Genomic DNA, 21,129 nt, shown 5'->3' on the forward strand with positions numbered 1-21,129 from the left:
AGTCTTCGCGCGCAGACGTCCACCGAACACAAACCGGCCATCCGCTCCGTCAATTCCCCGGCTCAGGGTAGACATGAAAAGATCCGGAGAGCACACGAGTACACACACGGGAGGGCACGTGGCAGGCAACCTCACGCGCGACGAGGCGCGGGAACGGGCCCGGACGCTGGCCGTCGGGGGCTACGAGGTGGCGCTCGACGTCACCGCCGGCAACGGCCCCGGAGCCGTCTCGACCGGCGCGGAGCGCTTCGCCTCGGTCACCACCGTCAGGTTCGACGCGGCCGAGCCGGGCGGTTCCACGTTCATCGACCTGCACGACGCGGTCGTCACCGAGGCGGTGCTCAACGGGACGCCCCTCGACGTGTCCGCCTACGACGCGGCGAAGGGCAGGCTGCCCCTGCCGGACCTGCGGGCGTCGAACGAGCTCACGGTCAAGGCGGACATCCTCTACTCGCGCACCGGCGAGGGCCTGCACCGCATGGTGGACCCGGTGGACAGCCAGGTGTACCTGTACACCCAGTTCGAGACGGCCGACGCGCACCGCATGTTCGCCTGCTTCGACCAGCCGGACCTGAAGGCGACGTACACGTTCACCGTGACGGCGCCCGAGGGCTGGCAGGTCGTCTCGAACACCGCGCCCGTCCAGGACGGCGCCGTGTGGCGCTTCCCGGAGACGGAGCGGATGTCCACCTACATCACGGCGCTGGTGGCGGGGCCCTACCACGTCGTGCGGGACTCCTACGACGACGGGCGCATCCCGCTCGGCGTCTACTGCCGCGCCTCGCTCGCGGAGTTCCTGGACGCGGACGCGATCCTCGACGTCACCAAGCAGGGCTTCGCCTACTTCGAGCGCGTCTTCGCCTTCCCCTACCCGTTCGGCAAGTACGACCAGCTGTTCGTGCCGGAGTTCAACGCGGGGGCGATGGAGAACGCGGGGGCCGTCACGTTCCTGGAGGACTACGTCTTCCGGTCGCGTGTCACCGACGCCGCTTACGAGCGCCGCGCGGAGACCATCCTGCACGAGATGGCCCACATGTGGTTCGGCGACCTCGTCACGATGCGCTGGTGGGACGACCTGTGGCTGAACGAGTCGTTCGCCACCTACATGTCGGTGCTGTGCCAGGCCGAGGCGACCCGCTGGAAGAACGCGTGGACGACGTTCGCGAACGCGGAGAAGGCGTGGGCGTACCGGCAGGACCAGCTTCCCTCGACGCACCCGATCGCCGCCGACATCCCGGACATCCGGGCGGTCGAGGTGAACTTCGACGGCATCACCTACGCCAAGGGCGCGTCGGTCCTCAAGCAGCTCGTCGCCTACGTCGGCCTGGAGAACTTCCTGGAGGGCGTCCGCCGGTACTTCCAGCGGCACGCGTGGGGCAACACCGTCCTCACCGACCTCCTGGACGCGCTGGAGGAGACGTCGGGGCGCGAGCTCACCTCCTGGTCGAAGGAGTGGCTGGAGACGTCCTGGGTCAACACGCTGCGGCCGTCCTACGAGGTGGACTCCGGGGGCGTCTTCACCGAGTTCGCGGTGCTCCAGGAGGCCGTCCCGGAGTACCCGACGCTGCGCTCGCACCGGGTCGCGATCGGCCTGTACGACCGCACCGACGAGGGCCTCGTCCGGCGCAGGCGGGTCGAGCTGGACGTCGTCGGCGCCAAGACGGCGGTGCCCGAGCTGGTCGGCGAGCGCCGTCCCGACCTCGTGCTGGTCAACGACGACGACCTCACCTACGCCAAGATCCGGCTGGACGAGCACTCGCTGGCCACGCTGGTCTCCTCGATCGGCGACATCAGGGAGAGCCTGCCGCGCGCGCTCGCGTGGTCGGCGGCCTGGGACATGACGCGGGACGCCGAGCTGGCCACCCGCGACTACGTCAAGCTGCTCCTGTCCGGCATCGGCGGCGTCACCGACATCTCGGTGGCGCAGACGCTGCTGCGCCAGGCCCGCACCGCCGTCGCCCAGTACGCCGACCCGGCCTGGCGTGAGCGGGGCCTCGCCCAGATGGCCGAGGCGCTGCACGGCCTCGCCCTCGCGGCCGCGCCCGGCTCGGACTTCCAGCTCGCCTACCTCCAGGCGTTCTCCTCCGCCGCGACGTCGCCGGAGCACCTCGACTACCTCGCGGGCCTGCTGGACGGCTCGGTGGTGCTGGAGGGCCTCAACGTGGACACCGACCTGCGCTGGGGGCTGCTGCGGCGGCTCGTGGTGCGGGGCCGCGCGGGCGAGGCCGAGATCGCCGCCGAGCACGGGCGGGACGCCACCGCCGCGGGCGAGCGGCACGCCGCCGCGCTGCGCGCCGCGATCCCGACGCCGGAGGCCAAGGAGGCCGCCTGGCAGCGGATCATCTCCGGCAAGCTGCCCAACGCGGTGTTCCGGGCGACGCTGGGCGGGTTCGTCGAGCCCGACCAGGCCGCGCTGCTCGTGCCCTACACCGAGAGGTACTTCGCCGAGGTCGGCCGGGTGTGGCAGGAGTGGAGCAGCGACATGTCCCAGACGTTCGCCGAGACCGCCTACCCCTTCCTCAACATCAGCCAGTCCACCATCGACCGGACGGACGCCTACATCAAGGCGGAGAACCCGCCCTCGGCGCTGGTGCGGATGCTGTCGGAGGGCCGTGACGGCGTCGCGCGGGCGCTGCGCGCGCGGGCCAGGGACGCGGCCGCCTCCTAGGCGAAGCGCGGAGAAGGGCCGTCCGGGGCGCTCCGGACGGCCCTTCTCTTGTCACCCAGGTATAAAGTGGCACCGATCGAACCAGGAGAAACCGGACTGAGAGGCGAAGGGGGAGTGGGATGGACGCCCCCCGTGCCTCCCTGTCGCGCGACGCCATCGTGGCGGCCGCTGGCGAGCTGATCGAGCGCGACGGCGTCGAGGCGCTGTCCATGCGCAAGGTCGCCGCCCGGCTCGGGGTCGCCGCCATGTCGCTCTACCACCACGTGCCCAACAAGGCGGCGCTCGTCGACGCCGTGATCGAGCGGCTCGTCGTCGATCTCGACTTCGCCGACGATCCCGAGGCCGATCCGCGCGAGCGGGCCCGTGGCATGATGCGCGCCTTCCGCGCCGCCGCCCGGGAGCGGCCCAGGACCGTCAACCTCGTGCTCACCAGGACGTTCGAGACGCCCGCGACGCTCCGGCTGTTCGAACACGCGCTGGAGATCGCGCGCGCGGCCGGGTTCTCCGGGAGCCGGGCCGCCAGGATCGCGTCGGCGTTCGTGTCGTACGTCATCGGGGCGCTGCTGCGGGAGGCGCGGTTCGACCGCGACGCGCCGGGCTCCGATCCGTTCCTGCACGGGCCGGAGAGCGTCGATCCCGAGCGCTTCCCGCATCTGACGGCGCTGCTCGCCGAGGGCTTCGCCTATGATCCGGACGCCGAGTTCGAGACGGGCCTCGACCTGCTCCTGGACGGCCTCCCGGAGCCGGGCCCCGACTGATCCCCGCCGGGACCGTGCCAGGCCGTCCGCGGGCCGCTCAGCGCCCGCCGGGGCCGAACAGGCGCTGCGCCGTCTGGGAGATGTCCTGGGCGGAGGGCGCGTCGGCGTCGCCGTGCTCGGCGTGCGCCGCCCTGATCCACAGCGGGACGCGCCACGTGCGCATGAGCACGACGCCGCCCGCCGTCATCCGGTCGGCCTTGGCCCGGCCGCCGTGCACCGCGACCACCACCGACGCCTTGACGGGCCCGCCCATCTCCTGCGACAGGGCCTCGGAGACGGTGCTGGCCAGGGCCTCCAGCTTCGCGACGACGTGCGACTGGACGTCCTTGCCGAAGAACAGCCTGCCCTTCACCGAGGCGAGCACGATGTCGGGCGCGTGCACCTGGTTCTCGACGATCCAGACCTGGCCGCGCGCGGCGACGAGGTGCGGCAGCACGCCGTGGCCCGGCACGAACCGCCGGTGCAGCACGGTGAACTCGCCGCGTCCGGCGAGTTCGAGGCCGCGCAGCGCCTTGGCGGTGTGCGAGGCGCCGTCGTCGCCGGTGCGCCAGATCCGTGACTCCAGGCGCGCCTTGGCGTACTGGGCGGCGTCGTAGGCGAGGAAGCCGATGACGAAGACGATCGCCCAGTAGACGGCGAGGCCGCCGACGAAGAGGCCGAAGACGTACCCCGCGCCGAACGCCACGACGGAGCCGCGCACCCGTTTCCGCTTACGTTTTCCGGAATCAGCGCTCCAGAGCTGTTCGTACACCTGCTGAGGAGATCCGCCGACAAGGGCTGGATTCTCCTTCTGGTAGATGTTGTTACCGAACACCCCTCTATGGTCGCTTAATTACGGTCAAAAGCAATCTAACCGCTTGGTAACCGTAAGTAGCCATATCCCCGGGGTGATACCGGCTGTTGACACATTTCCCCAGCATGTGGTCGGGTCTCCAGGATCAGGTAGATCATGATGTGGGGTAGATGTGAGAAAAGTTGCGCTCGTCGCGCTTGCGGCAGCCCTCGTCGGGGGCCCGCTCGCCGGGGGAGCGGGGGCCGCCCCGACGGCGACCCCGAACCTCAAGCTCGGCAGCCAGGGGGCCGCCGTGAAGCAGCTCCAGCAGCGGCTCAAGCAGCTCAAATACGACCCGGGCACGGCCGACGGCCGCTTCGGCGGCACCACCCGCGCCGCGGTCTGGGCGTTCCAGAAGGTGAACGGACTCCCGACCGCGTCCGCCGGCAACGTCGGACTGAAGACCTGGCGGGCGCTGGAGCGGCCCAAGCTCCCGGTCGTCATCACCGCCAAGAAGAAGCGCAAGGCCGACCGGGTCGAGATCTCGATCAAGCGGCAGCTCGTCGTCGTCTACAGGAACAACAAGATCGCGCTCATCAGCCACACCTCGACCGGTAGCGGCCGCTTCGAGGACGGCGCCGTGTCACGCACGCCGCGCGGCTACTTCAGGGTCGAGCGCAAGATCAAGGGGGTCCGGCACGCGCCGCTCGGCACCCTGTACAACCCGATCTACTTCTACCGGGGCTACGCGCTGCACGGCTCTCCGAACGTGCCCCTGTACCCCGACTCGCACGGCTGCGCCCGGCTCCCGTTCGGCACTGACATGAAGATCTTCAACCTGGTGCCCATCGGCATGCAGGTGCGGGTGCTCTAGCGGCGTCCTCCGCACACACCACGAAGGCCCAGATCCCCGATGATCTGAGCCTTCGTGATTGCCGGTGCCCGCGTGCCAGTACCTCCCACCCCTGGGGTTCTTGCACGCGGGGCACCGGTCCGCCGCGCGGTCCGGATGCGCCACCGTCGTCCGTCGAGGAGGAGCCGACGACGGTCATCGCTTCCGGTCCTGCGCGGCCCCGATCTCTCGGAGCTGACTTCAGCTTAGGACGCCAGATCGCACGGAAGGCTACGTCCCGGTGACGTGTTTGTTTCGTGCCAACGGAGATCTCCTGTCCGCTCTCACCATGCCGTACGGCGCCCGGGGAACGGCGAGATGACGATTCGGCAGCGGTGCGCTGACCGGGCGCCAAGATCGGGCACTCTTGGACCCACGAGTTTCGGCGCGACAGGAACGGACGCAGGTGCAGGACACGTTGCCCGGCGGGATCAAGCCGCTGGCGCTGGAAGACCCCAAGTCCGTGGGCGGCTTCACCCTTCTCGGCCGGATCGGTTCCGGCGGCATGGGTACCGTCTTTCTCGCGGAGGGGGGCGACGGCGCGCGGGTCGCCGTCAAGACCATCCATCCCAAGCTCGCCGAGGACAAGGTGTTCCGGGCGCGCTTCGCCGACGAGGTGGCGCTGGCCGGACGGGTCGCCTCGTTCTGCACGGCGGCGATCGTCGGCCACGGCGAGGACTTCGACCTCCATCCGACGGGGCTGCCCTACATGGTCAGCGAGTACATCGGGGGAGTGCCGCTCGCCAGGCGGGTGCACGAGAGTGGCCCGCTTCCGGCGTCCGACCTGCACGGGGTCGCGGCGGGCGTGGCGACGGCGCTGGCCGCCATCCACGAGGCGGGCCTCGTGCACCGCGACCTCAAGCCGTCGAACGTGGTGCTGACGCTCTCGGGGCCGCGCGTCATCGACTTCGGCATAGCGCGCGCGCTGGACGCCTCCACGAGCTGGACCACCACCGGCACCGTGCTCGGCACGCCCGGCTGGATGGCCCCCGAGGTCCTCGTGGGCGGGACGGCCACCCCGGCCGCCGACGTCTTCGCGTGGGGGCTGCTCATGGCGTTCGCGGGCACCGGGCGGGCCGCCTTCGGCGAGGGCCAGGCGCTGGACGTCGCGCGCCGGGTCGTCCAGGACGAGCCCGACCTGCACGGCCTGGCTGACGGCACGCTGAAGGACCTCGTGCGGGCCGCCCTCAGCAAGAAGCCGGAAGACAGGCCGACGGCTCCGGAGCTGATGATGCGGCTCGTCGGCAGGACCGAGGCCGAGCGGGCCGCCGAGCCGGACGCCGGGGCGCGCGGTGGGCGGCCGGTGCTCGTCGCCGGGGTCATGGCGTTGATCGCGGTGCTCTCGGTGGGCCTGGTCGCGGCGCTGTCGGCGGCCGCGCCGCAGCGCGCCGGGACGGGTGCGGAGGTGGTCGTGCCGACCGAGTACCGGCAGCCGCCGGCGTCCGGATGAGGGGTGCGGGGGCGGGGAATCCGGTGCGGGCGATTTAAATAGGAAAGAAACCTGTTTAATATGCGTGTGTGGAACCGAACCTCATCCCCGTCCCGCGCGCGGTCGTGCCCCGCCCCGGCGTGCTCACGCTCGGCCGGGACACCGCGCTGACCGCCCCCGACGGGCACGCCGCCGCCTTCCTGCGCGCCCTGCTCCGGCGCGCCACCGGCTTCCCCCTCGCCCCCGCGACACCCGCCTCCACCACGGTGGTGGAGCTGCGCCTGGACGGGCCCGCCTCGCTCGGCCGGGAGGGGTACCTCCTCGACGTCACCGAATCCGGCGTCGTCCTTACGGGCCACACGGACGAGGGGCTCTTCCGGGGCGCGCAGACGCTCCGGCAACTGCTGCCCCCGGAGATCGAGTCCCCGGCGCCCGTCGAAGCCGCCTGGACGCTGCCGCACGGCACCGTCGAGGACGCGCCCCGGTACGCCTGGCGCGGCGTGATGCTCGACGTCGCCCGGCACTTCTTCGACGTCTCGGCGGTCAAGAGGTTCATCGACAGGGTGGTCCCCTACAAGTTCAACGTGCTGCACCTGCACCTGAGCGACGACCAGGGCTGGCGGCTGGCCATCGACGGCTACCCACGGCTCACCTCCCACGGGGCCGCCACCGCCGTCGGCGGACCGCCCGGAGGGTTCTTCACGCAGGAGGACTTCAAGGAGATCGTCGAGTACGCCGCCGCGCGGTACCTGACGGTCGTCCCGGAGATCGACGTCCCCGGACACACCCAGGCCGCGATGGCCAGCTACCCGCACCTGTCGACGCAGGAGGCGCCCGAGCTGTACGAGGGCGTCGAAGTCGGGTTCAGCGAACTGGCCATCCACCGGGACGCCACCTACGCGTTCCTTGACGAGGTCTTCGGGCAGGTCGCCGCCCTGACGCCGGGCGCCTACCTCCACCTGGGCGGGGACGAGGCGCTGTCCACCACGGCCGAGGACTACGCCACGTTCATGTCACGGACCCTTCCGCTCGTCGGGAAGCACGGCAAGACCGTCGTCGCGTGGCAGGAGGCCGCCTCCGCGCCCGAGCTGCCCCCCGGCGTCCACCTGCAGTACTGGAGGCCGACGACAGAGGAGGTGCCCGAGGCGCTGCACAAGGCGGTCGGGGAGGGCGCCAAGCTCATCATGTCCCCGGCCGACCGCGCCTACCTGGACCAGAAGTACAGCGAGGACGCGCCGCTCGGGCTCGTCTGGGCCGGGACGGTAGGCGTCCGGCAGTCCTACGAGTGGGACCCCGAGGCGCTCGTGCCCGGCGCGGAGGTCGTCGGCGTCGAGGCGCCGCTGTGGAGCGAGACCCTGCGCACCCCCGACGACCTCGACCACATGCTCCTCCCGAGGCTGCCCGGCCTCGCCGACGTCGCCTGGTCGGCCGCGCCGCGCGACTGGCCCGCGCACGCGCGCCGCCTGCGCGCCCACACGGCCCGCTGGGACGCCGCGGGCATCACCGCCTACCACCGCTCCCCGGAACTCGCCGAATAGCCGCTCAGCGGGCGGCTGGACCGCTCCCGCCGCCCCGGGCGGACAGGGAAACGCCGGAGGCGGGCCACATTGCTCGTCTCCGGCGGTGTTTCCCCTCTTCACTCGCCCTCAGCGGCACTTCCGATAGGGGCGTTTCACTGCCCTTCTCGTCTTCCGCTGTGGCGGATCCTTGGCGTTCCGGTTTCTGTTCGCCTCCTTGCGGTGACGTCCTTCGCTCCGATCCGCCTTCGGATACCTTCAGTCTAGGAAGCCGTGGGGCTCACGGGGGTCAGCGCGAGGTCCGGAATCGGGTGATTCTCCACGGTGTCGCGCCAGCGGTCGGCCAAACCCCGGTCAGGGCAGCGCCTCGGTGAGCCGCGCGACGTGCCGGAACCCGGCCTCCCCGACCTGGTACAGGTGGACGCCGGGCCCGAGGCGCTCACCCTCCCCGTCGAACCTGAACGTCCCGGTGAGGCCGGACGTCCGCGCCGCCCCGATCCAGTCGTTGATCACACCGGGCGTCGTCCGGTCCTCCGCCGTCGCCTCCAGGAACAGCGTGACCGCGTCGTAGGCTTCCACCGCGTACGGCTGTCGCGGAGCCTCCCGGTACGTCGCGCGGAAGGATTCGACGAACCTCTGCGTGGCCGGGGAGGTCGCGCCCTCCGGGTCCACCAGGCACGCGCAGACGGCCCACACCCTCGCGTCGCCCGTGAACCCCGGCCACAGCAGCCCGTCGTCCCCGACGACGGGCGCTTTCACCCCGGCCGCGCGCAGCGCCCGCACCAGCGGACCCGCGTCCTCCGCCCGCCCGGCGACGACCACGGCGTCCGCCTTGAACCCCTTGACGTCCTCGGCGATCGCACTGAACTCGGTGGTGAAGCCCCGTGGGTAGCTCCACGTCCGCACGTCCGCCGCGCCGGCCCGCGCCAGGCCGCGCCGCGCCCACTCGGCCCGGCGCAGCGGCACAGGCGACTGGTCGTGCAGGACGGCCACCTTGCGCGCCCTCAGCTCGCCCGTGACGTGGCGGGCCGCTTCCGTCCAGGTCAGCTCGTCGTCGGCGACGATCCGGTGCCAGTACCGCCACCCACGGTCCCGCAGCTTCGCGTCCGTCGTGTCGTAGGCCACCATCGGCACCCCCGCGTCCTCGAACACCTGGACGACCGGCGCGACGTCCAGCACCCCGGCGGGCCCCACGATCCCGTACACCCCGTCGGCCACCGCCCGCTCCGCCAGCGCCCGCAGCCCCGCCGCGCTCGTCGTCGCATACGACCGCAACTCCACCCGCACCCGCGGCCCCGCCGCGTTGTGCCGCTCGACGGCCAACTCCACCGCCGCCCCCGCCTCCGTCCCCACCCCGCCGAACTGCCCGATCACCACATCCCGATAGAACGGCGCCGGAATATACGGATCCTCGTCCCCACCCCCCGAACACATCACGATCAACAACAAACAAGCCCCCAGAACCCCGCCGAGCCACCACAACCCCTTGCCCGCCTGCACCTGCCCCATCCGCTTCCCTCCCACTGCCTACCCGCCACCTTTCCGCCCCCTACGACGCCTCCACCCACCCCCAGGTTCCGCCCGAACTGCCACGACCCGGCCTGTGCGTGTCGTGAGATGTCGGGCGTCCTCGTGTTCATGCGGCGGTCATGGCCGGTTGGTTGAGGTTGACGTCAAGTTCGACTTAGCATCGGGGCATGAGCGGACAGAGTGGACTGGTCGGGGAGTGGGCGGGGCTGGCCTCGCGGCGGGTGGCGGCCAACGGGGTCGAGCTGAAGGTCGTGGAGCACGGGGAGGGGCCGCTTGTGGTGTTGTGCCATGGGTTTCCCGAGCTGGGGTTCTCGTGGCGGCATCAGGTGTTCGCGCTGGCGGAGGCCGGGTATCGCACGGTGACGCCGGATCTGCGCGGATACGGGGGGAGTTCTCGGCCTGAAGAAGTGGACGCGTACGACGTGCTCACCCTCGCCGGGGACATGGTCGGGCTCCTGGACGCCCTCGGAGCCGACGACGCCGTGTTCGTCGGCCACGACTGGGGTGCTTCCGTCGTCTGGAACACCGCGCTGGAGCACCCCGACCGTGTGCGCGCGGTAGCGGGCCTCAGCGTGCCCCTCACACCGCGCCCGCCCGCGCCGCCGATAGACATCCTGCGCAGGCGGCTGGGCGACGACTTCTACATGGTCTGGTTCCAGGAGCCGGGCGTCGCCGACGCCGTCCTCAACGCCGACGTCCGGCGCACCCTCCTGTCGGACGACGCCAACGCCGCCCAGTGGACCAAGCGCTCCGACGAGCCCCCGGCCCCGCGGCCCTTCCTCAGCGAGGAGGAGTTCGCGGTGTTCGCCGAAGCCTTCACCGAGACGGGCTTCACCGGCGGCCTCAACTACTACCGGAACATGGACCGGAACTGGGCGCGCACCGAGCACCACGTCGGCCGGACCGTCGACTGCCCGTCCCTGTTCCTGACGGGCTCCGAGGACCTCGTCGCGGGCTTCATGAAGACCGAGAAGCTCAGGGCCGTCCTGACCGACCTGCGCGCCCACGTCGTCCTTGAGGGCGCGGGCCACTGGGTCCAGCAGGAGCGTCCGGCCGAGGTGAACGGGGCCCTCCTCAGCTTCCTCGCCGGGCTCGGCTGAGGGGGCCGGATGTCCGAAGCCGTCCCGTCCCGGCGCGTCACCCCGAGGTCGGCCCGGGGCGTCCGTACCAGGAGCGCCCTGGTGGCGGCCGCCCGCGTGGTCTTCGAGCGCGACGGCTACCTCGACGCCCGGATGAGTGACATCGCCAAGGAGGCGGGTGTGGCGGCGGGCTCCGTCTACACCTACTTCGACGGCAAGGAGGAGGTCTTCCAGGCGGTCGCCGACGAGGTGAAGGAGGAGATGCTCCATCCGCGCCTGCGCGCCCGCACCGGCCTCACCGACCCCGTCGCGCTGATCGACCTGGCCAACCGCGAGTACCTGCTCTCCTACGCGAAGAACGCACGGCTGATGGCACTGTTCGAGCAGGTCGCCCAGATAGACGAGACGTTCAGGGCGCACCGCGCCGAACGCGCCCAGGCGTTCGCCCAGCGCAACGCCGCCCTCATCGCCGACCTCCAGGCGCGGGGCCTGGCCGACCCGTCCCTCGATCCCTTCCTGACGGCCCAGGCCCTGTCCGGCATGGTCAGCCGCATGGCCTACACGGCTTTTGTCCTCCAACCCCCCGTCCCGTTCGACCACCTGGCCGCCACCCTCACCCGCCTCTGGACCAACGCCCTCAACCTGCGTCCGCCCGGAGCCTAGACTTGGGCCCATGCCCATCGACCTGAGCCTGCTCGACGGTGTGCGGTGGCGGGGACAGGCGGTCGTGGGGGAGCGGGCGCAGGCGCTGCTCGCGGCCCTGGCGCTGGCGCGCCGCACGGTGAGCGCGGACCGGCTCGTCGCCGAGGTGTGGGGGGAGGACGAGCCCGCCAACCCGGCCAAGGCGCTGCAGGTCCTCGTGTCCAGGACCAGGGCGGTCGTGGGCGCGGCGGCGCTGACGACCGACGGGGGCGGCTACCGGCTTGAGGTGCCGCCCGAGCGGATCGATGCCGGGCTCCTGCACGGCCTCGCCGACAGGGCGCGGACGTTGCTTACGGAGGATCCGGCGGCCGCCGTCACGACGGCTCAGGAGGCGCTCGCGCTGGGCGCCGCGGCCCTGCCCGCCGAGGGCGGCGGCCCGCTCGCCGCACTGCGCGCACGGGCGGAACGCGACATCGCGTCCGCGCGGGTGGTGCTCGCCCGCGCCCGCAGCCGCGGCGGCGACCACGGCCCGGCGCTGCCCGAACTCGAGGAGGCCGCCCGCGTCCACCCCGACGACGAGGGCCTGCTCGCCGACCTCCTGCACAGCGAGGCGGCGGTGCGCGGCACCGGCGCCGCCCTGGACCGCTTCGAACGGCACCGATCCGGCCTGCGCGACCGGATCGGCGCCGACGTCGGCCCCGAGCTGCGGCGCGTCCACCGGGAGCTGCTCGCCCTCGACAGCCCCGTCCGGGCCGGCGTCCGGTTCGACGCGACACCGCTGCTCGGCCGCGACGACGACCTCCGCCGGGTCACCGCGCTGCTCGCGACGGCTCGCGTCGTCTCACTCCTCGGGCCGGGCGGGCTCGGCAAGACCCGGCTCGCGCACGCCGTCGCCCGCGAGGCCAGACAGCCCGTGGTCCACTTTGTGGAGCTGGTCGGTGTGACGGCGCCCGAGGACCTCGTCGGCGAGGTCGGCTCGGCGCTCGGCGTCCGCGACTCGGTCACCGGCCGCCGCACCCTCACCCCCCGGCAGCGCGCCGACGTCCGCGCCCGGATCGCCCAGCAGCTCGACACCGCGCCTGCCCTGCTCGTCCTGGACAACTGCGAGCACCTGGTGGCCGCCGTCGCCGAGCTCGTCGCCTACCTCGCTGCCACGACGCGCGAGCTGCGCGTCCTCACCACGACCCGCGCGCCGCTCGCGATCGCCGCCGAACGCGTCTACCCGCTGCCGCAGCTGGGCACCGGCGACGCCGTCGCGCTGTTCCGGGACCGCGCGACGGCCGCCCGGCCCGGCCTCAGCCTCCCCGACGCGGACGTGCGCGCCGTCGTCGACCGCCTCGACGGCCTTCCCCTCGCGATAGAACTCGCCGCAGCCAAGGTGAGAGTGATGTCACCGGCGGAGATCGCCCGCCGCCTCGACGACAGGTTCGCGCTGCTGCGCGGCGGCGACCGCAGCGCCCCGTCCCGGCACCAGACGCTCCTCGCGGTCATCGACTGGTCGTGGAGCCTGCTCGGCGAAAGACAACGCCGCGCCCTACGCCGCCTCTCCGCCTTCCCCGACGGCTTCACCCTGGACGCCGCCGAAGAGGTGCTCGGCCGTGACGTCCTGGACGACGTCGCCGAACTCGTCGCCCAATCCCTGCTCAGCGTGGTGGAGACGGCGGACGGCGTCCGGTACCGGATGCTGGAGACCGTCCGCGAGTTCGGCAGGATGCGGCTGGAGACCGCGGGGGAGACGGCCGAGGCGCGGGCCGCGGTGCGCGCGTGGGCCGTCGCCTACGCCGGACGGCAGGGCGGCCGCCTCTACTCACCCGACCAGATCGACGCGATGGACCGGCTCCGCGCCGAGGAGACCAACCTCGCCGACCTCCTCCGCGACGCCCTCGCCGACGCCCAGCCGGGAGCGCCCATCCCCGGGCCCGAAGCCGTCGCCGTCCTGTTCTCCGCGCTGGGCGGCTACTGGACGATCTGCGGCGACCACCAGCGCAGCATCCTCCTCACCCCCGCCATCGCCGTCGCGCTCTCCGACTGGACCCCTCCGCCCCGGTACCTCGACCGGGCCCGGGTGGCGCTGGCCATCGCGTTGATCAACACGGTCATCCTCTCGTCGGAGGAGGCGGGGACGCTGGCACGGCTGCTCTCCGATCTGGGCGCGGACTCGCCCGATCCGGCGATCCGGGCGATGGTCACCGCGCTGCTCACCTCCGTCGCCGACCCCGAACACGGGCTGCAGAAGCTCGCCGCCGACCCCGACCCCCGCGTCCGCGGCATCGCCCTGCACTGGCTCAGCCACGACCGCGAGAACGCAGGCGACCCCGAGGCGGCGATCGCCGCCGCGCGGCAGGCCCTCGACCTCGCCGACGACGAGGGCGGGCCCTGGCGCAGGGCCGTCCTGCACACCCAGCTCGCCGGCCTCCACGCGCACCTGGGCGACTCCGTGGCGGCCGCCGGGTACGCGGCCGAGGCGCTGCCGGTCCTGGAGCGGCTCGGCGCGATCGACGACGCCCTCCAGATCCGCTCCGTGCTCGCCACCGCGGCGCTCGCCGAGGGCCGTCGCGACGAGGCGGCGCGGATGATCGACGAGCTGGAGGCGCTCGCGTCCAGGGGCAGCCATGACGACGTGCTGCCGGTCGCCGCGAGCCGCGCCCAGCTCGCGCTCGCCGACGGCGACGTCGCCGAGGGGCTCCGGCTGCACCGCGCGGCCGCCGAGGCGCTCGGCAGGCTGCGCCTGCCCGGCGCGCCCGACGGCCTCACCCCGTGGGCGGTCGTCGGCGAGGGCATCGCGCTCGCCGCGTTCGCGCAGTACGGCGAGGGCGACGACGGCGCCGACCTGTTCGCCTCGCTGCGCGCCAAACTCCCGGCCATGATCGACCCGGACCAGGCGTTCCGCGACTACCCGGTCGCCGGAACCGTCTTCGCCGGATTCGGGCTCTGGGGCCTGCTCAAGGGCACGCTGCCCGTCGAGGACGCGGTAAGGCTCCTCGTGCTGGCCGACAGGTTCGCTTACAACCGCTTCAGCCCGACGATGAAGTGGTCCGTGCTTACGGGGCACGCGGAACGCGTCGCTCCCGGCGTCATCGCGCGCGTCCAGGCCGAGTACGGGGAACGGCGCGGCCCCGACCTGTTGGCCGAGGCGCGCGCCGTGCTGCAACGGGTGTTCTGACCTACATCTTGCGCGAGTACGACCGGACCGCGAGCGGAGCGAACACCGCCACCACCACGGCGCAGCCGAGAACCGCCCAGCCGACCTCCGCCGTCACCGCGCCGTCGTTGAACAGGTCGCGCACCGCCGAGACGACGTGCGACACCGGGTTGACCTTCACGAACGCCTGGAGCCAGCCCGGCAGCGTCTCGGCCGGGACGAACGCGTTGGACAGGAACGTCAGCGGGAACATGATCATCATCGAGATGCCCTGGACGCTCTGCGCCGACCGCGCCATCGTGCCCAGCCACGTGAAGATCCACGCCAGCGACCAGCCCGCGGCGATGGTGAGCGCGACGCCCGCGACGCAGCCGAGCACCCCGCCGCCCGGCCGGTAGCCGATGAGCAGGCCGGTCGCGAGCGTCAGCACCGAGGCGATGCCGTAGCGGATCAGGTCCGCCATCATCGGCCCTGCGAGCGGCGCGATGCGGGCGATAGGCAGCGACTTGAAGCGGTCGAAGACGCCCTTGTCCATGTCCTCACGCAGCTGCACGCCCGTCGCCATACAGACCGTCAGCGCCGTCTGGGCGAGAATGCCGGGAATGAGCACGGGCAGGTAGTCCGCGACGCTGCCGGAGATCGCGCCGCCGAAGATGAACGCGAACATCGCGGTGAACAGCAGCGGCTGGATCAGGACGTCGAAGAACTGCTCGGGCTTACGGCGCATCTTCTTCAGCGCCCGCCACGCCATCGCAAGGATCTGCACCCAGGTCTCCTGGAGGGAGACGCGGGACCTGGTGGTCGTGATAGCCGGGCCGTCGGCCACGTAAGGGGTCTTGATCATGGTGGTGCTCATCGGGCCGCCTCCTTCACTGCCTCGTCGTCGGCGCCGTGGCCGGTCAGCGCCAGGAAGACCTCGTCCAGCGTCGGCTTGGCGACGCTCACCGAGGAGATGCCGAGGCCCGCCTCACGCAGGCCGATCAGGACGTCGGCCGCCCGGTCGGGGTCGGGGAGCGGGACGTTGACGCGTCCTGATTCCGGGGTCAGTACCGGCTCCTCGCCTAGGAGGCGACGGACTATGGCTATCGCGAGGGCGTTGTCTGATCCGTCCGTGAGCTGGAACTGGAGGGTGGAGTCGCCGACCTGGGTTTTGAGGGCGTCGGGGGTGTCTTCGGCTACCTTGCGGCCTTTGTCGATGACGGCGACGCGATCTGCCAGTTGGTCGGCTTCGTCCAGGTATTGGGTGGTGAGGAGGATGGTGGAGCCGTCCGTGACGAGTTCGCGGATCGTGTCCCACATCTGGCCCCTCGTCCTCGGGTCGAGGCCGGTCGTGGGCTCGTCCAGGAAGATCAGGGGCGGGCGGGTGATGAGGCTGGACGCCAGGTCCAGGCGCCTCCGCATGCCGCCGGAGAACTGGGAAAGGGGACGGTCCGCCGCCTCCTGTAGGCCGAACCTTTCCAGGAGGTCCTCGGCTGTGCCCTTCGCCCTGCGGCTCGCCAGACCCTGGAGCCGCGCGAACAGCCAGAGGTTCTCTCTTGCCGTCAGATCCTCGTCGACGGACGCGTACTGGCCCGTCACGCCGACGAGCTGCCGGATCCGATGCGGCTCCCGTCGCACATCGACCCCGAAGATCTCCGCCCTTCCGCCGTCGATGGGCAGGAGGGTGGCGAGCATCTTGAGCGTCGTCGTCTTCCCCGCGCCGTTCGGGCCCAGCACCCCGAAGATCTCGCCCCGCCGCACCTCAAGATCCACCCCGTCGACGGCCCTGACCCCGTCGAACTCCTTCACGAGCCCTTCGGCCCACACGGCCCTTTCAGCCACGTTCTGGCCTCCTTCTCGGTCGTCAGGCCCTTCCTGACGCCTTGGGAAGAGTGTTGACCCGTTCGCTTTCACGCCCCCTACGTCCCGGTTTCACCTCTCCTTCGGTGGCCGGTGGCGGCCTCGTCGGTTTCTCCCCACGTCAGGCGGATAAGTGATCTTGGTCATGGTGTTGCCATAAAGACGGTTACGTCTATCTGGGCTAGGGTCCGGGCTGCGATCTTCACAGACGAGGAGCCTCATGAAGCGCAGCATGTTCCGCACCCTCGGCCTCGCCGTTCTCACGGCGGTGGCCCTGGCGTCTCCCGCCCAACCCGCCCAGGCCGACGACCGCGTCACCCTCGGCGGCGGCAGCGGCATCTACGTCAAGGTCATCGCCGACGAGCGCGGCTACCGGATCGGGATCTGTACCGTCACCGCCGTCGGCACCGACGACTTCGGCAACCTGGTGGCGCTGACCAACGCCCACTGTTACACCGAGGACGACGGCACAAAGCTCGTCGGCGACAAGGTCTACTACGACCCGACGCCCGCCGGCACGTTCTTCGCACCCGCTCCCGAGCCCGGTATGCCGGAGCTTGAGGCTGCGGTCGCGGCGGGCCCGATCGGCGAGGTGACGTACGTCAGCGACTCGAACCACCTGTTCGGCGGCGGCCCGCACGGCATGGACTACGCCGTCATCAAGCTAGACCCGACGAAGGTCAAGCTCACCAACACCGTAACGAGCCCCTCCGGCACCCTAACCATCAACTCCCTAGGCAACCCTCCCGGCAACGGCGCCCGCCTCTGCAAGCAGGGCCACCGCACCGGCCTCACCTGCGGCTTCAAGACCGGCACCCACTCCATCTGGTTCGTCACCACCATCCTCACCAACGGCGGCGACTCCGGCTCCCCCGCCGTCCACGGCACCACCCTCGTAGGCAACTCCTTCGGCGCCTTCCACCACACCCCCATCCACAACATCCTCAACGACATCAACACCCGAAACGCCCCCGGCAAGAACTTCACCCTCCACCCCACCCCCTAACCCCTCCCACCCTCCTCCCACCCCCCGGACGGCCTTCTCTTCCCCCGCAGAAGGCCGTCCCCCCAATTTCCCCCCAGCCCCACCGCCCCCGCCCCGCCCCGCCGACCAGCCAACAACAGACCCGCCACAGAGAACCACCCCACCCCCAACTAGAAAAAGCCACCCCGTCCGCCCAACCCCACCCCACCTTTTCGCCTTCCCCGCTGTCCCCCGCCAACAAGCACGAACAGGCACACGACGCTCCCTGTCCGGTCGCTTTCCGACCTCGCACCCACATGCCTGCTGCCCGACGCTCCCAACTGCCAGCGGCAGTACAAAGGTTCAGACGGCGAAAGGCTCAAAGCCCCTCTGGCAGATGCCCACCCGTAGCCAACCACCCCCACCACCCGAGCCCAACCGAATAAGATCCCCCCAACGCCCCAAAGAAACCCCAGGCCAACAAGCCTCGCCCCCGCACCCGCGGGGATGCTCCCCGCGAGGACAGCCGGCGCCGGGCGGACGCCGCCTCGCCCCCGCACCCGCGGGGATGCTCCCAAGAACCTGGCCGGTGTGAACGCGCTGCACCTCTCGCCCCCGCACCCGCGGGGATGCTCCGACCTCGTCCGTCGGCAGGGCGTCCAGCGGCCACTCGCCCCCGCACCCGCGGGGATGCTCCGGCGTCAGCGGTGGCCTTGTCCGATCCCAGGATCTCGCCCCCGCACCCGCGGGGATGCTCCGAGCTGGACGTTCTCCGGCTCCTGCCACCCGTGCTCGCCCCCGCACCCGCGGGGGATGCTCCGGCGGAAGGCCACCCCTGCCGAGAGGTCGGGCCTCGCCCCCGCACCCGCGGGGATGCTCCTCCACGTCCCCACCAGGCCCGCCGCGGCCACCGCTCGCCCCCGCACCCGCGGGGATGCTCCCACGATGATCAGGGAGGACGTGCCCGAGGACCCTCGCCCCCGCACCCGCGGGGATGCTCCCCGGCTACGGTCTGCCCCGGACGACCCGTCCGGCTCGCCCCCGCACCCGCGGGGATGCTCCGGAGACTGACCATGATCGACTCCGTGATCCGGACTCGCCCCCGCACCCGCGGGGATGCTCCGAAGACGGGCAGCTCCTGCGCACCGGCCTCGTGCTCGCCCCCGCACCCGCGGGGATGCTCCGGGGCAGCGCTGCGGCGAGCGCGGCGTCGGCTCCTCGCACCCGCACCCGCACCCGCGGGGATGCTCCGATTTTGGGCAGGGCGATGACGATCGCGACCGCCTTGCTCCCGCACCCGCACCCGCGGGAATGCTCCCGCCGCGTTCGCGGCCGCGAACGCGACGCCGGACTCGCTCCCGTACCCGCGGGGATGCTCCCGACTACGACGAGACCGTCACGATGGCCACGAGCTCGCCCCCGCACCCGCAGGATGCTCCGGACAGTACGTCCTCAGCTGTCGAAATCGTGGAAGGCGCGGCCGTCTCTCGAAGGCGATCGTCAGGTCAGCGGTGAGGCCGTTGCGAGGCTGACGTGAGCCCACGCCGCCAGCCGATGATGCTGATCACTTCCCCTTCCCCATCGCCATCGCGACCCAGAACAGAACCAAAGCGATCAACCCTGCCCCCACCACCCCGAGCCCCAACCGAATAAAATCCCCCCAACGCCCCAAAGAAACCCCAGGCCAACAAGCCTCGACCCCGCACCCGCGGGGATGCTCCCGGGATGGGCCGGTCGATCCTCGCCACGTTCACCTCGACCCCGCACCCGCGGGGATGCTCCTCGCGAACGCGCGCTCGACCTGCCAGAACGGGCCTCGACCCCGCACCCGCGGGGATGCTCCGTCCAGCGGCTCCTACGACGGGTGGGGCGAGGACTCGACCCCGCACCCGCGGGGATGCTCCGATCGACCTGGAGCCCGGACAGCGCGGGAAGCGCTCGACCCCGCACCCGCGGGGATGCTCCCGTCGGGCAGCTCCTCACCGAGTCCCCGATCGCCTCGACCCCGCACCCGCGGGGATGCTCCCCGCTACGAGCCCGCCCACCGCACCCAGACCCACTCGACCCCGCACCCGCGGGGATGCTCCGGTGACCGGAACGCCCGACCTGTCCGAGGAGTCCTCGACCCCGCACCCGCGGGGATGCTCCTCCGCCAGGAGCAGTTAGCGCAGGTCTCTCAGGAACGTCTCCTCGGCATTCATCGCGCCGAACGCCTGTCATGACGAAGGTCCCGCATCTAACGTGGAAGTTGTCGAGACTTCACGAGAGGACGGGACCCATGCCCGATTCTAATACCAGCATCGGTGGTCGTGTGAAGGAACTGCGCCGTCGTCACGCCCTGAGTCAAGAGGCCCTCGCTGACGCTGCGAAAGTCAGCGTGGCGGTCGTCCGCAAGATCGAGCAGGGCGGCACCGCGCGGATGGAGACTTACCACGCGCTTGCCCGGGTGCTCGGTGTCCGGACCGTGTGGTTCGCGAACCCGGCCACACCCGCGCCCGCCGAGGCTGCGCATGATGAGCTCCTGCTCGCGGACATTCGTTCGGCGATCATCCCGCCGGTCGACATCACCGGTCGGCCTATGCGGCTGGGGTACGACACCGTCGATGCTGACACCGCAGACCTCCGTCGGCTGCGCACAGCGACTGACCGGGCCGCTCTCGCCTACCACCACGACCGGTATGACGACCTTGCCAGCATCATCCCCGCGCTCGTCCGCAGCGCCCACCACCACGTCGAGCACTTCGACGGCGACGAGGAGGCCGAAGCGCGCCGGATCCGTGCGGACATCCTCTCAATCGGCGGCCGGTACCTGATCCAGGTGAGAGAGCACGACCTGGCGCTCGCCGCCCTGCGCGCCTCCCTAGAGGACGCCGTGGCGGTCGGCGACATGCCGCTTGCCGCGTCTGCGGTGGCATCTCAGGCGTGGGCGATGATGCGACAGGGGCGGCTCACTGAAGTCGAGACCTTGTGCGTCACCACCGCCGAACAGATCGAGCCGAAGGTCTCCGGGGCGAGCGTCGTAGACCTGAGTGCCTGGGGGTGGCTCCTCATCCGCGCGGCGGCCGCCGCTGCACGTAACAACCGTCCCGATGCTGCCCGCGAGTACGCGCAGATCGCCCACACCGCAGGCGCCCGGGTCGGCGCGCAGCGGCAGAACGTGTTGAGCTACAGCACCTTCGGTCCCATCGACACCATGTACTCGGCGGTTGAGGTCGAGATGACCGCGCACGAGCCCGCGCGAGCCCTTGGGCTGGCGAAGACCCGGCCGCGAGGGGTTGGCTCCACCGACCCCAACACAGCGAGTAGGCACCGGCTCACGATCGCGGACGCCCAGATCCAGGTGGGTGATCCGGACCGAGCGACCGACATCCTGATGACGCTCAAGGCGAAGCATCCGGAGTGGCTGCGCCAGCAGCAGGCTGGCCGGGACGTTGTGCGCAAGCTGCTTGCCTCGCGCGCGCGGACCCTGTCCGGCCCGCAGCGGGAGCTCGCGGACTTCATGGACGTCGAGGGCTAAGCACTACTTCGTTACGCAGTAGTTTGCCGCAAGCGAGCGGCAAACTACTGCGCCTCGTGGCTGTTACCTCCCGATCGCTCTGCGTACCGTCACGGACAACCCAACAACACAGGGGTTCGAGATGACGCAGCCAAGCGCGATCAGTCGGCTACCCAGCATGGCGGAGGCGCTAACTGCTGAGCACGGTGAGAAATGGGAGATCTGGCGCGAGCTGACCGGGAACCGCCACGGCGACTGGTTCGCCCGCCGCTGGAGTAGCAGCGAACCGGAACACCGCGCTCCCACCATCGAGGGCCTCGCACACCTCTTGGCAGGCGGCGATGACCACCTCAGCAGTACAACGTGAAGACTGGCCTGGCTGGCGCATCTGGCAGTCCGAC

The 21,129-nt window shown here is 71.3% G+C and carries 14 protein-coding genes and 2 CRISPR repeat arrays; of the genes, 10 read left to right on the forward strand and 4 right to left on the reverse strand.

The window, feature by feature from the left end:
- Positions 1–118 precede the first annotated feature (118 nt).
- Both pepN and LO762_RS27070 read left to right on the forward strand, forming a co-directional pair.
- Positions 119–2,668 carry an aminopeptidase N gene (pepN, locus tag LO762_RS27065; protein WP_230618852.1) on the forward strand — a complete coding sequence of 850 codons (2,550 nt, stop codon included), beginning with the start codon at positions 119–121 and terminating at the stop codon, positions 2,666–2,668.
- Between the two features lie 119 nt (positions 2,669–2,787).
- The gene (locus tag LO762_RS27070; protein WP_230618853.1) at positions 2,788–3,426 is read left to right on the forward strand and encodes a TetR/AcrR family transcriptional regulator; all 639 of its coding nucleotides are present in this window, start codon (positions 2,788–2,790) and stop codon (positions 3,424–3,426) included.
- Positions 3,427–3,463: 37 nt separating this feature from the next.
- Here the strand turns inward: LO762_RS27070 and LO762_RS27075 are convergent, their stop codons facing one another.
- Positions 3,464–4,240, reverse strand: coding sequence for a hypothetical protein (locus tag LO762_RS27075; RefSeq protein WP_230618854.1), 777 nt, complete (start codon positions 4,238–4,240; stop codon positions 3,464–3,466).
- A 151-nt stretch (positions 4,241–4,391) separates the two neighbouring features.
- Here LO762_RS27075 and LO762_RS33730 point away from each other — a divergent pair, with 151 nt between their 5' ends.
- From LO762_RS33730 to LO762_RS27090, 3 genes are all read left to right on the forward strand, one after another.
- Positions 4,392–5,072, forward strand: coding sequence for a L,D-transpeptidase family protein (locus LO762_RS33730; RefSeq protein ID WP_230618855.1), 681 nt, complete (start codon positions 4,392–4,394; stop codon positions 5,070–5,072).
- Positions 5,073–5,496: 424 nt separating this feature from the next.
- Positions 5,497–6,540, forward strand: a complete 1,044-nt coding sequence (locus LO762_RS27085; RefSeq protein ID WP_230618856.1) for a serine/threonine-protein kinase — start codon at positions 5,497–5,499, stop codon at positions 6,538–6,540.
- A gap of 68 nt (positions 6,541–6,608) precedes the next feature.
- Positions 6,609–8,057 carry a beta-N-acetylhexosaminidase gene (locus LO762_RS27090; RefSeq protein WP_230618857.1) on the forward strand — a complete coding sequence of 483 codons (1,449 nt, stop codon included), beginning with the start codon at positions 6,609–6,611 and terminating at the stop codon, positions 8,055–8,057.
- Between the two features lie 333 nt (positions 8,058–8,390).
- Here LO762_RS27090 and LO762_RS27095 read toward each other — a convergent pair whose 3' ends face one another.
- Positions 8,391–9,413, reverse strand: a complete 1,023-nt coding sequence (locus LO762_RS27095; protein ID WP_230618858.1) for a branched-chain amino acid ABC transporter substrate-binding protein — start codon at positions 9,411–9,413, stop codon at positions 8,391–8,393.
- Between the two features lie 320 nt (positions 9,414–9,733).
- Between LO762_RS27095 and LO762_RS27100 the strand changes: the two genes are divergently transcribed.
- Genes LO762_RS27100 through LO762_RS27110 form a run of 3 tightly spaced genes read left to right on the forward strand, consistent with a single transcriptional unit; the run spans position 9,734 to position 14,450 of the window.
- Complete coding sequence (locus tag LO762_RS27100) at positions 9,734–10,666, forward strand: alpha/beta fold hydrolase (RefSeq protein WP_230618859.1); 933 nt, start codon at positions 9,734–9,736, stop codon at positions 10,664–10,666.
- A 9-nt stretch (positions 10,667–10,675) separates the two neighbouring features.
- The gene (locus LO762_RS27105) at positions 10,676–11,308 is read left to right on the forward strand and encodes a TetR/AcrR family transcriptional regulator (RefSeq protein WP_230618860.1); all 633 of its coding nucleotides are present in this window, start codon (positions 10,676–10,678) and stop codon (positions 11,306–11,308) included.
- A 10-nt stretch (positions 11,309–11,318) separates the two neighbouring features.
- The gene (locus LO762_RS27110) at positions 11,319–14,450 is read left to right on the forward strand and encodes a BTAD domain-containing putative transcriptional regulator (RefSeq protein WP_230618861.1); all 3,132 of its coding nucleotides are present in this window, start codon (positions 11,319–11,321) and stop codon (positions 14,448–14,450) included.
- Between the two features lies 1 nt (position 14,451).
- On the opposite strand, the gene LO762_RS27115 is transcribed toward LO762_RS27110, so the two are convergent.
- Together LO762_RS27115 and LO762_RS27120 are read right to left on the reverse strand one after the other, a co-directional pair.
- On the reverse strand, positions 14,452–15,285 hold the full coding sequence (locus LO762_RS27115) for an ABC transporter permease (RefSeq protein WP_230618862.1): 834 nt from the start codon (positions 15,283–15,285) through the stop codon (positions 14,452–14,454).
- Positions 15,282–16,250 (reverse strand): ATP-binding cassette domain-containing protein, encoded by a 969-nt coding sequence (locus LO762_RS27120; protein WP_230618863.1) that lies wholly within the window; start codon positions 16,248–16,250, stop codon positions 15,282–15,284. The genes LO762_RS27115 and LO762_RS27120 overlap by 4 nt, the downstream gene beginning before the upstream one ends.
- A 238-nt stretch (positions 16,251–16,488) precedes the next feature.
- Here LO762_RS27120 and LO762_RS27125 point away from each other — a divergent pair, with 238 nt between their 5' ends.
- Positions 16,489–17,274 (forward strand): trypsin-like peptidase domain-containing protein, encoded by a 786-nt coding sequence (locus tag LO762_RS27125; protein ID WP_230618864.1) that lies wholly within the window; start codon positions 16,489–16,491, stop codon positions 17,272–17,274.
- 444 nt (positions 17,275–17,718) lie between these two features.
- Positions 17,719–18,672: a CRISPR direct-repeat array (repeat unit 28 nt; unit sequence CTCGCCCCCGCACCCGCGGGGATGCTCC).
- A gap of 253 nt (positions 18,673–18,925) precedes the next feature.
- Positions 18,926–19,380: direct repeats of the CRISPR family, unit length 28 nt; unit sequence CTCGACCCCGCACCCGCGGGGATGCTCC.
- A gap of 130 nt (positions 19,381–19,510) precedes the next feature.
- A complete protein-coding gene (locus LO762_RS27130; RefSeq protein ID WP_230618865.1) occupies positions 19,511–20,749 on the forward strand; it encodes a helix-turn-helix domain-containing protein in 1,239 nt (412 codons plus the stop codon).
- The last annotated feature ends 380 nt before the right edge of the window (positions 20,750–21,129 follow it).

The organism is Actinocorallia sp. API 0066, assembly GCF_020991275.1.
GTDB lineage: Bacteria > Actinomycetota > Actinomycetes > Streptosporangiales > Streptosporangiaceae > Actinocorallia.

What these genes read in the sequence shown, in the direction of transcription:
- LO762_RS27100 (WP_230618859.1), top strand. Translation starts at nt 9,734, where the DNA reads ATGAGCGGACAGAGTGGACTGGTCGGGGAGTGGGCGGGGCTGGCCTCG.
- LO762_RS27105 (WP_230618860.1), top strand. Translation starts at nt 10,676, where the DNA reads ATGTCCGAAGCCGTCCCGTCCCGGCGCGTCACCCCGAGGTCGGCCCGG.
- LO762_RS27110 (WP_230618861.1), top strand. Translation starts at nt 11,319, where the DNA reads ATGCCCATCGACCTGAGCCTGCTCGACGGTGTGCGGTGGCGGGGACAG.
- LO762_RS27130 (WP_230618865.1), top strand. Translation starts at nt 19,511, where the DNA reads ATGCCCGATTCTAATACCAGCATCGGTGGTCGTGTGAAGGAACTGCGC.
- LO762_RS27070 (WP_230618853.1), top strand. Translation starts at nt 2,788, where the DNA reads ATGGACGCCCCCCGTGCCTCCCTGTCGCGCGACGCCATCGTGGCGGCC.
- LO762_RS27125 (WP_230618864.1), top strand. Translation starts at nt 16,489, where the DNA reads ATGAAGCGCAGCATGTTCCGCACCCTCGGCCTCGCCGTTCTCACGGCG.
- LO762_RS27115 (WP_230618862.1), bottom strand. Translation starts at nt 15,285, where the DNA reads ATGAGCACCACCATGATCAAGACCCCTTACGTGGCCGACGGCCCGGCT.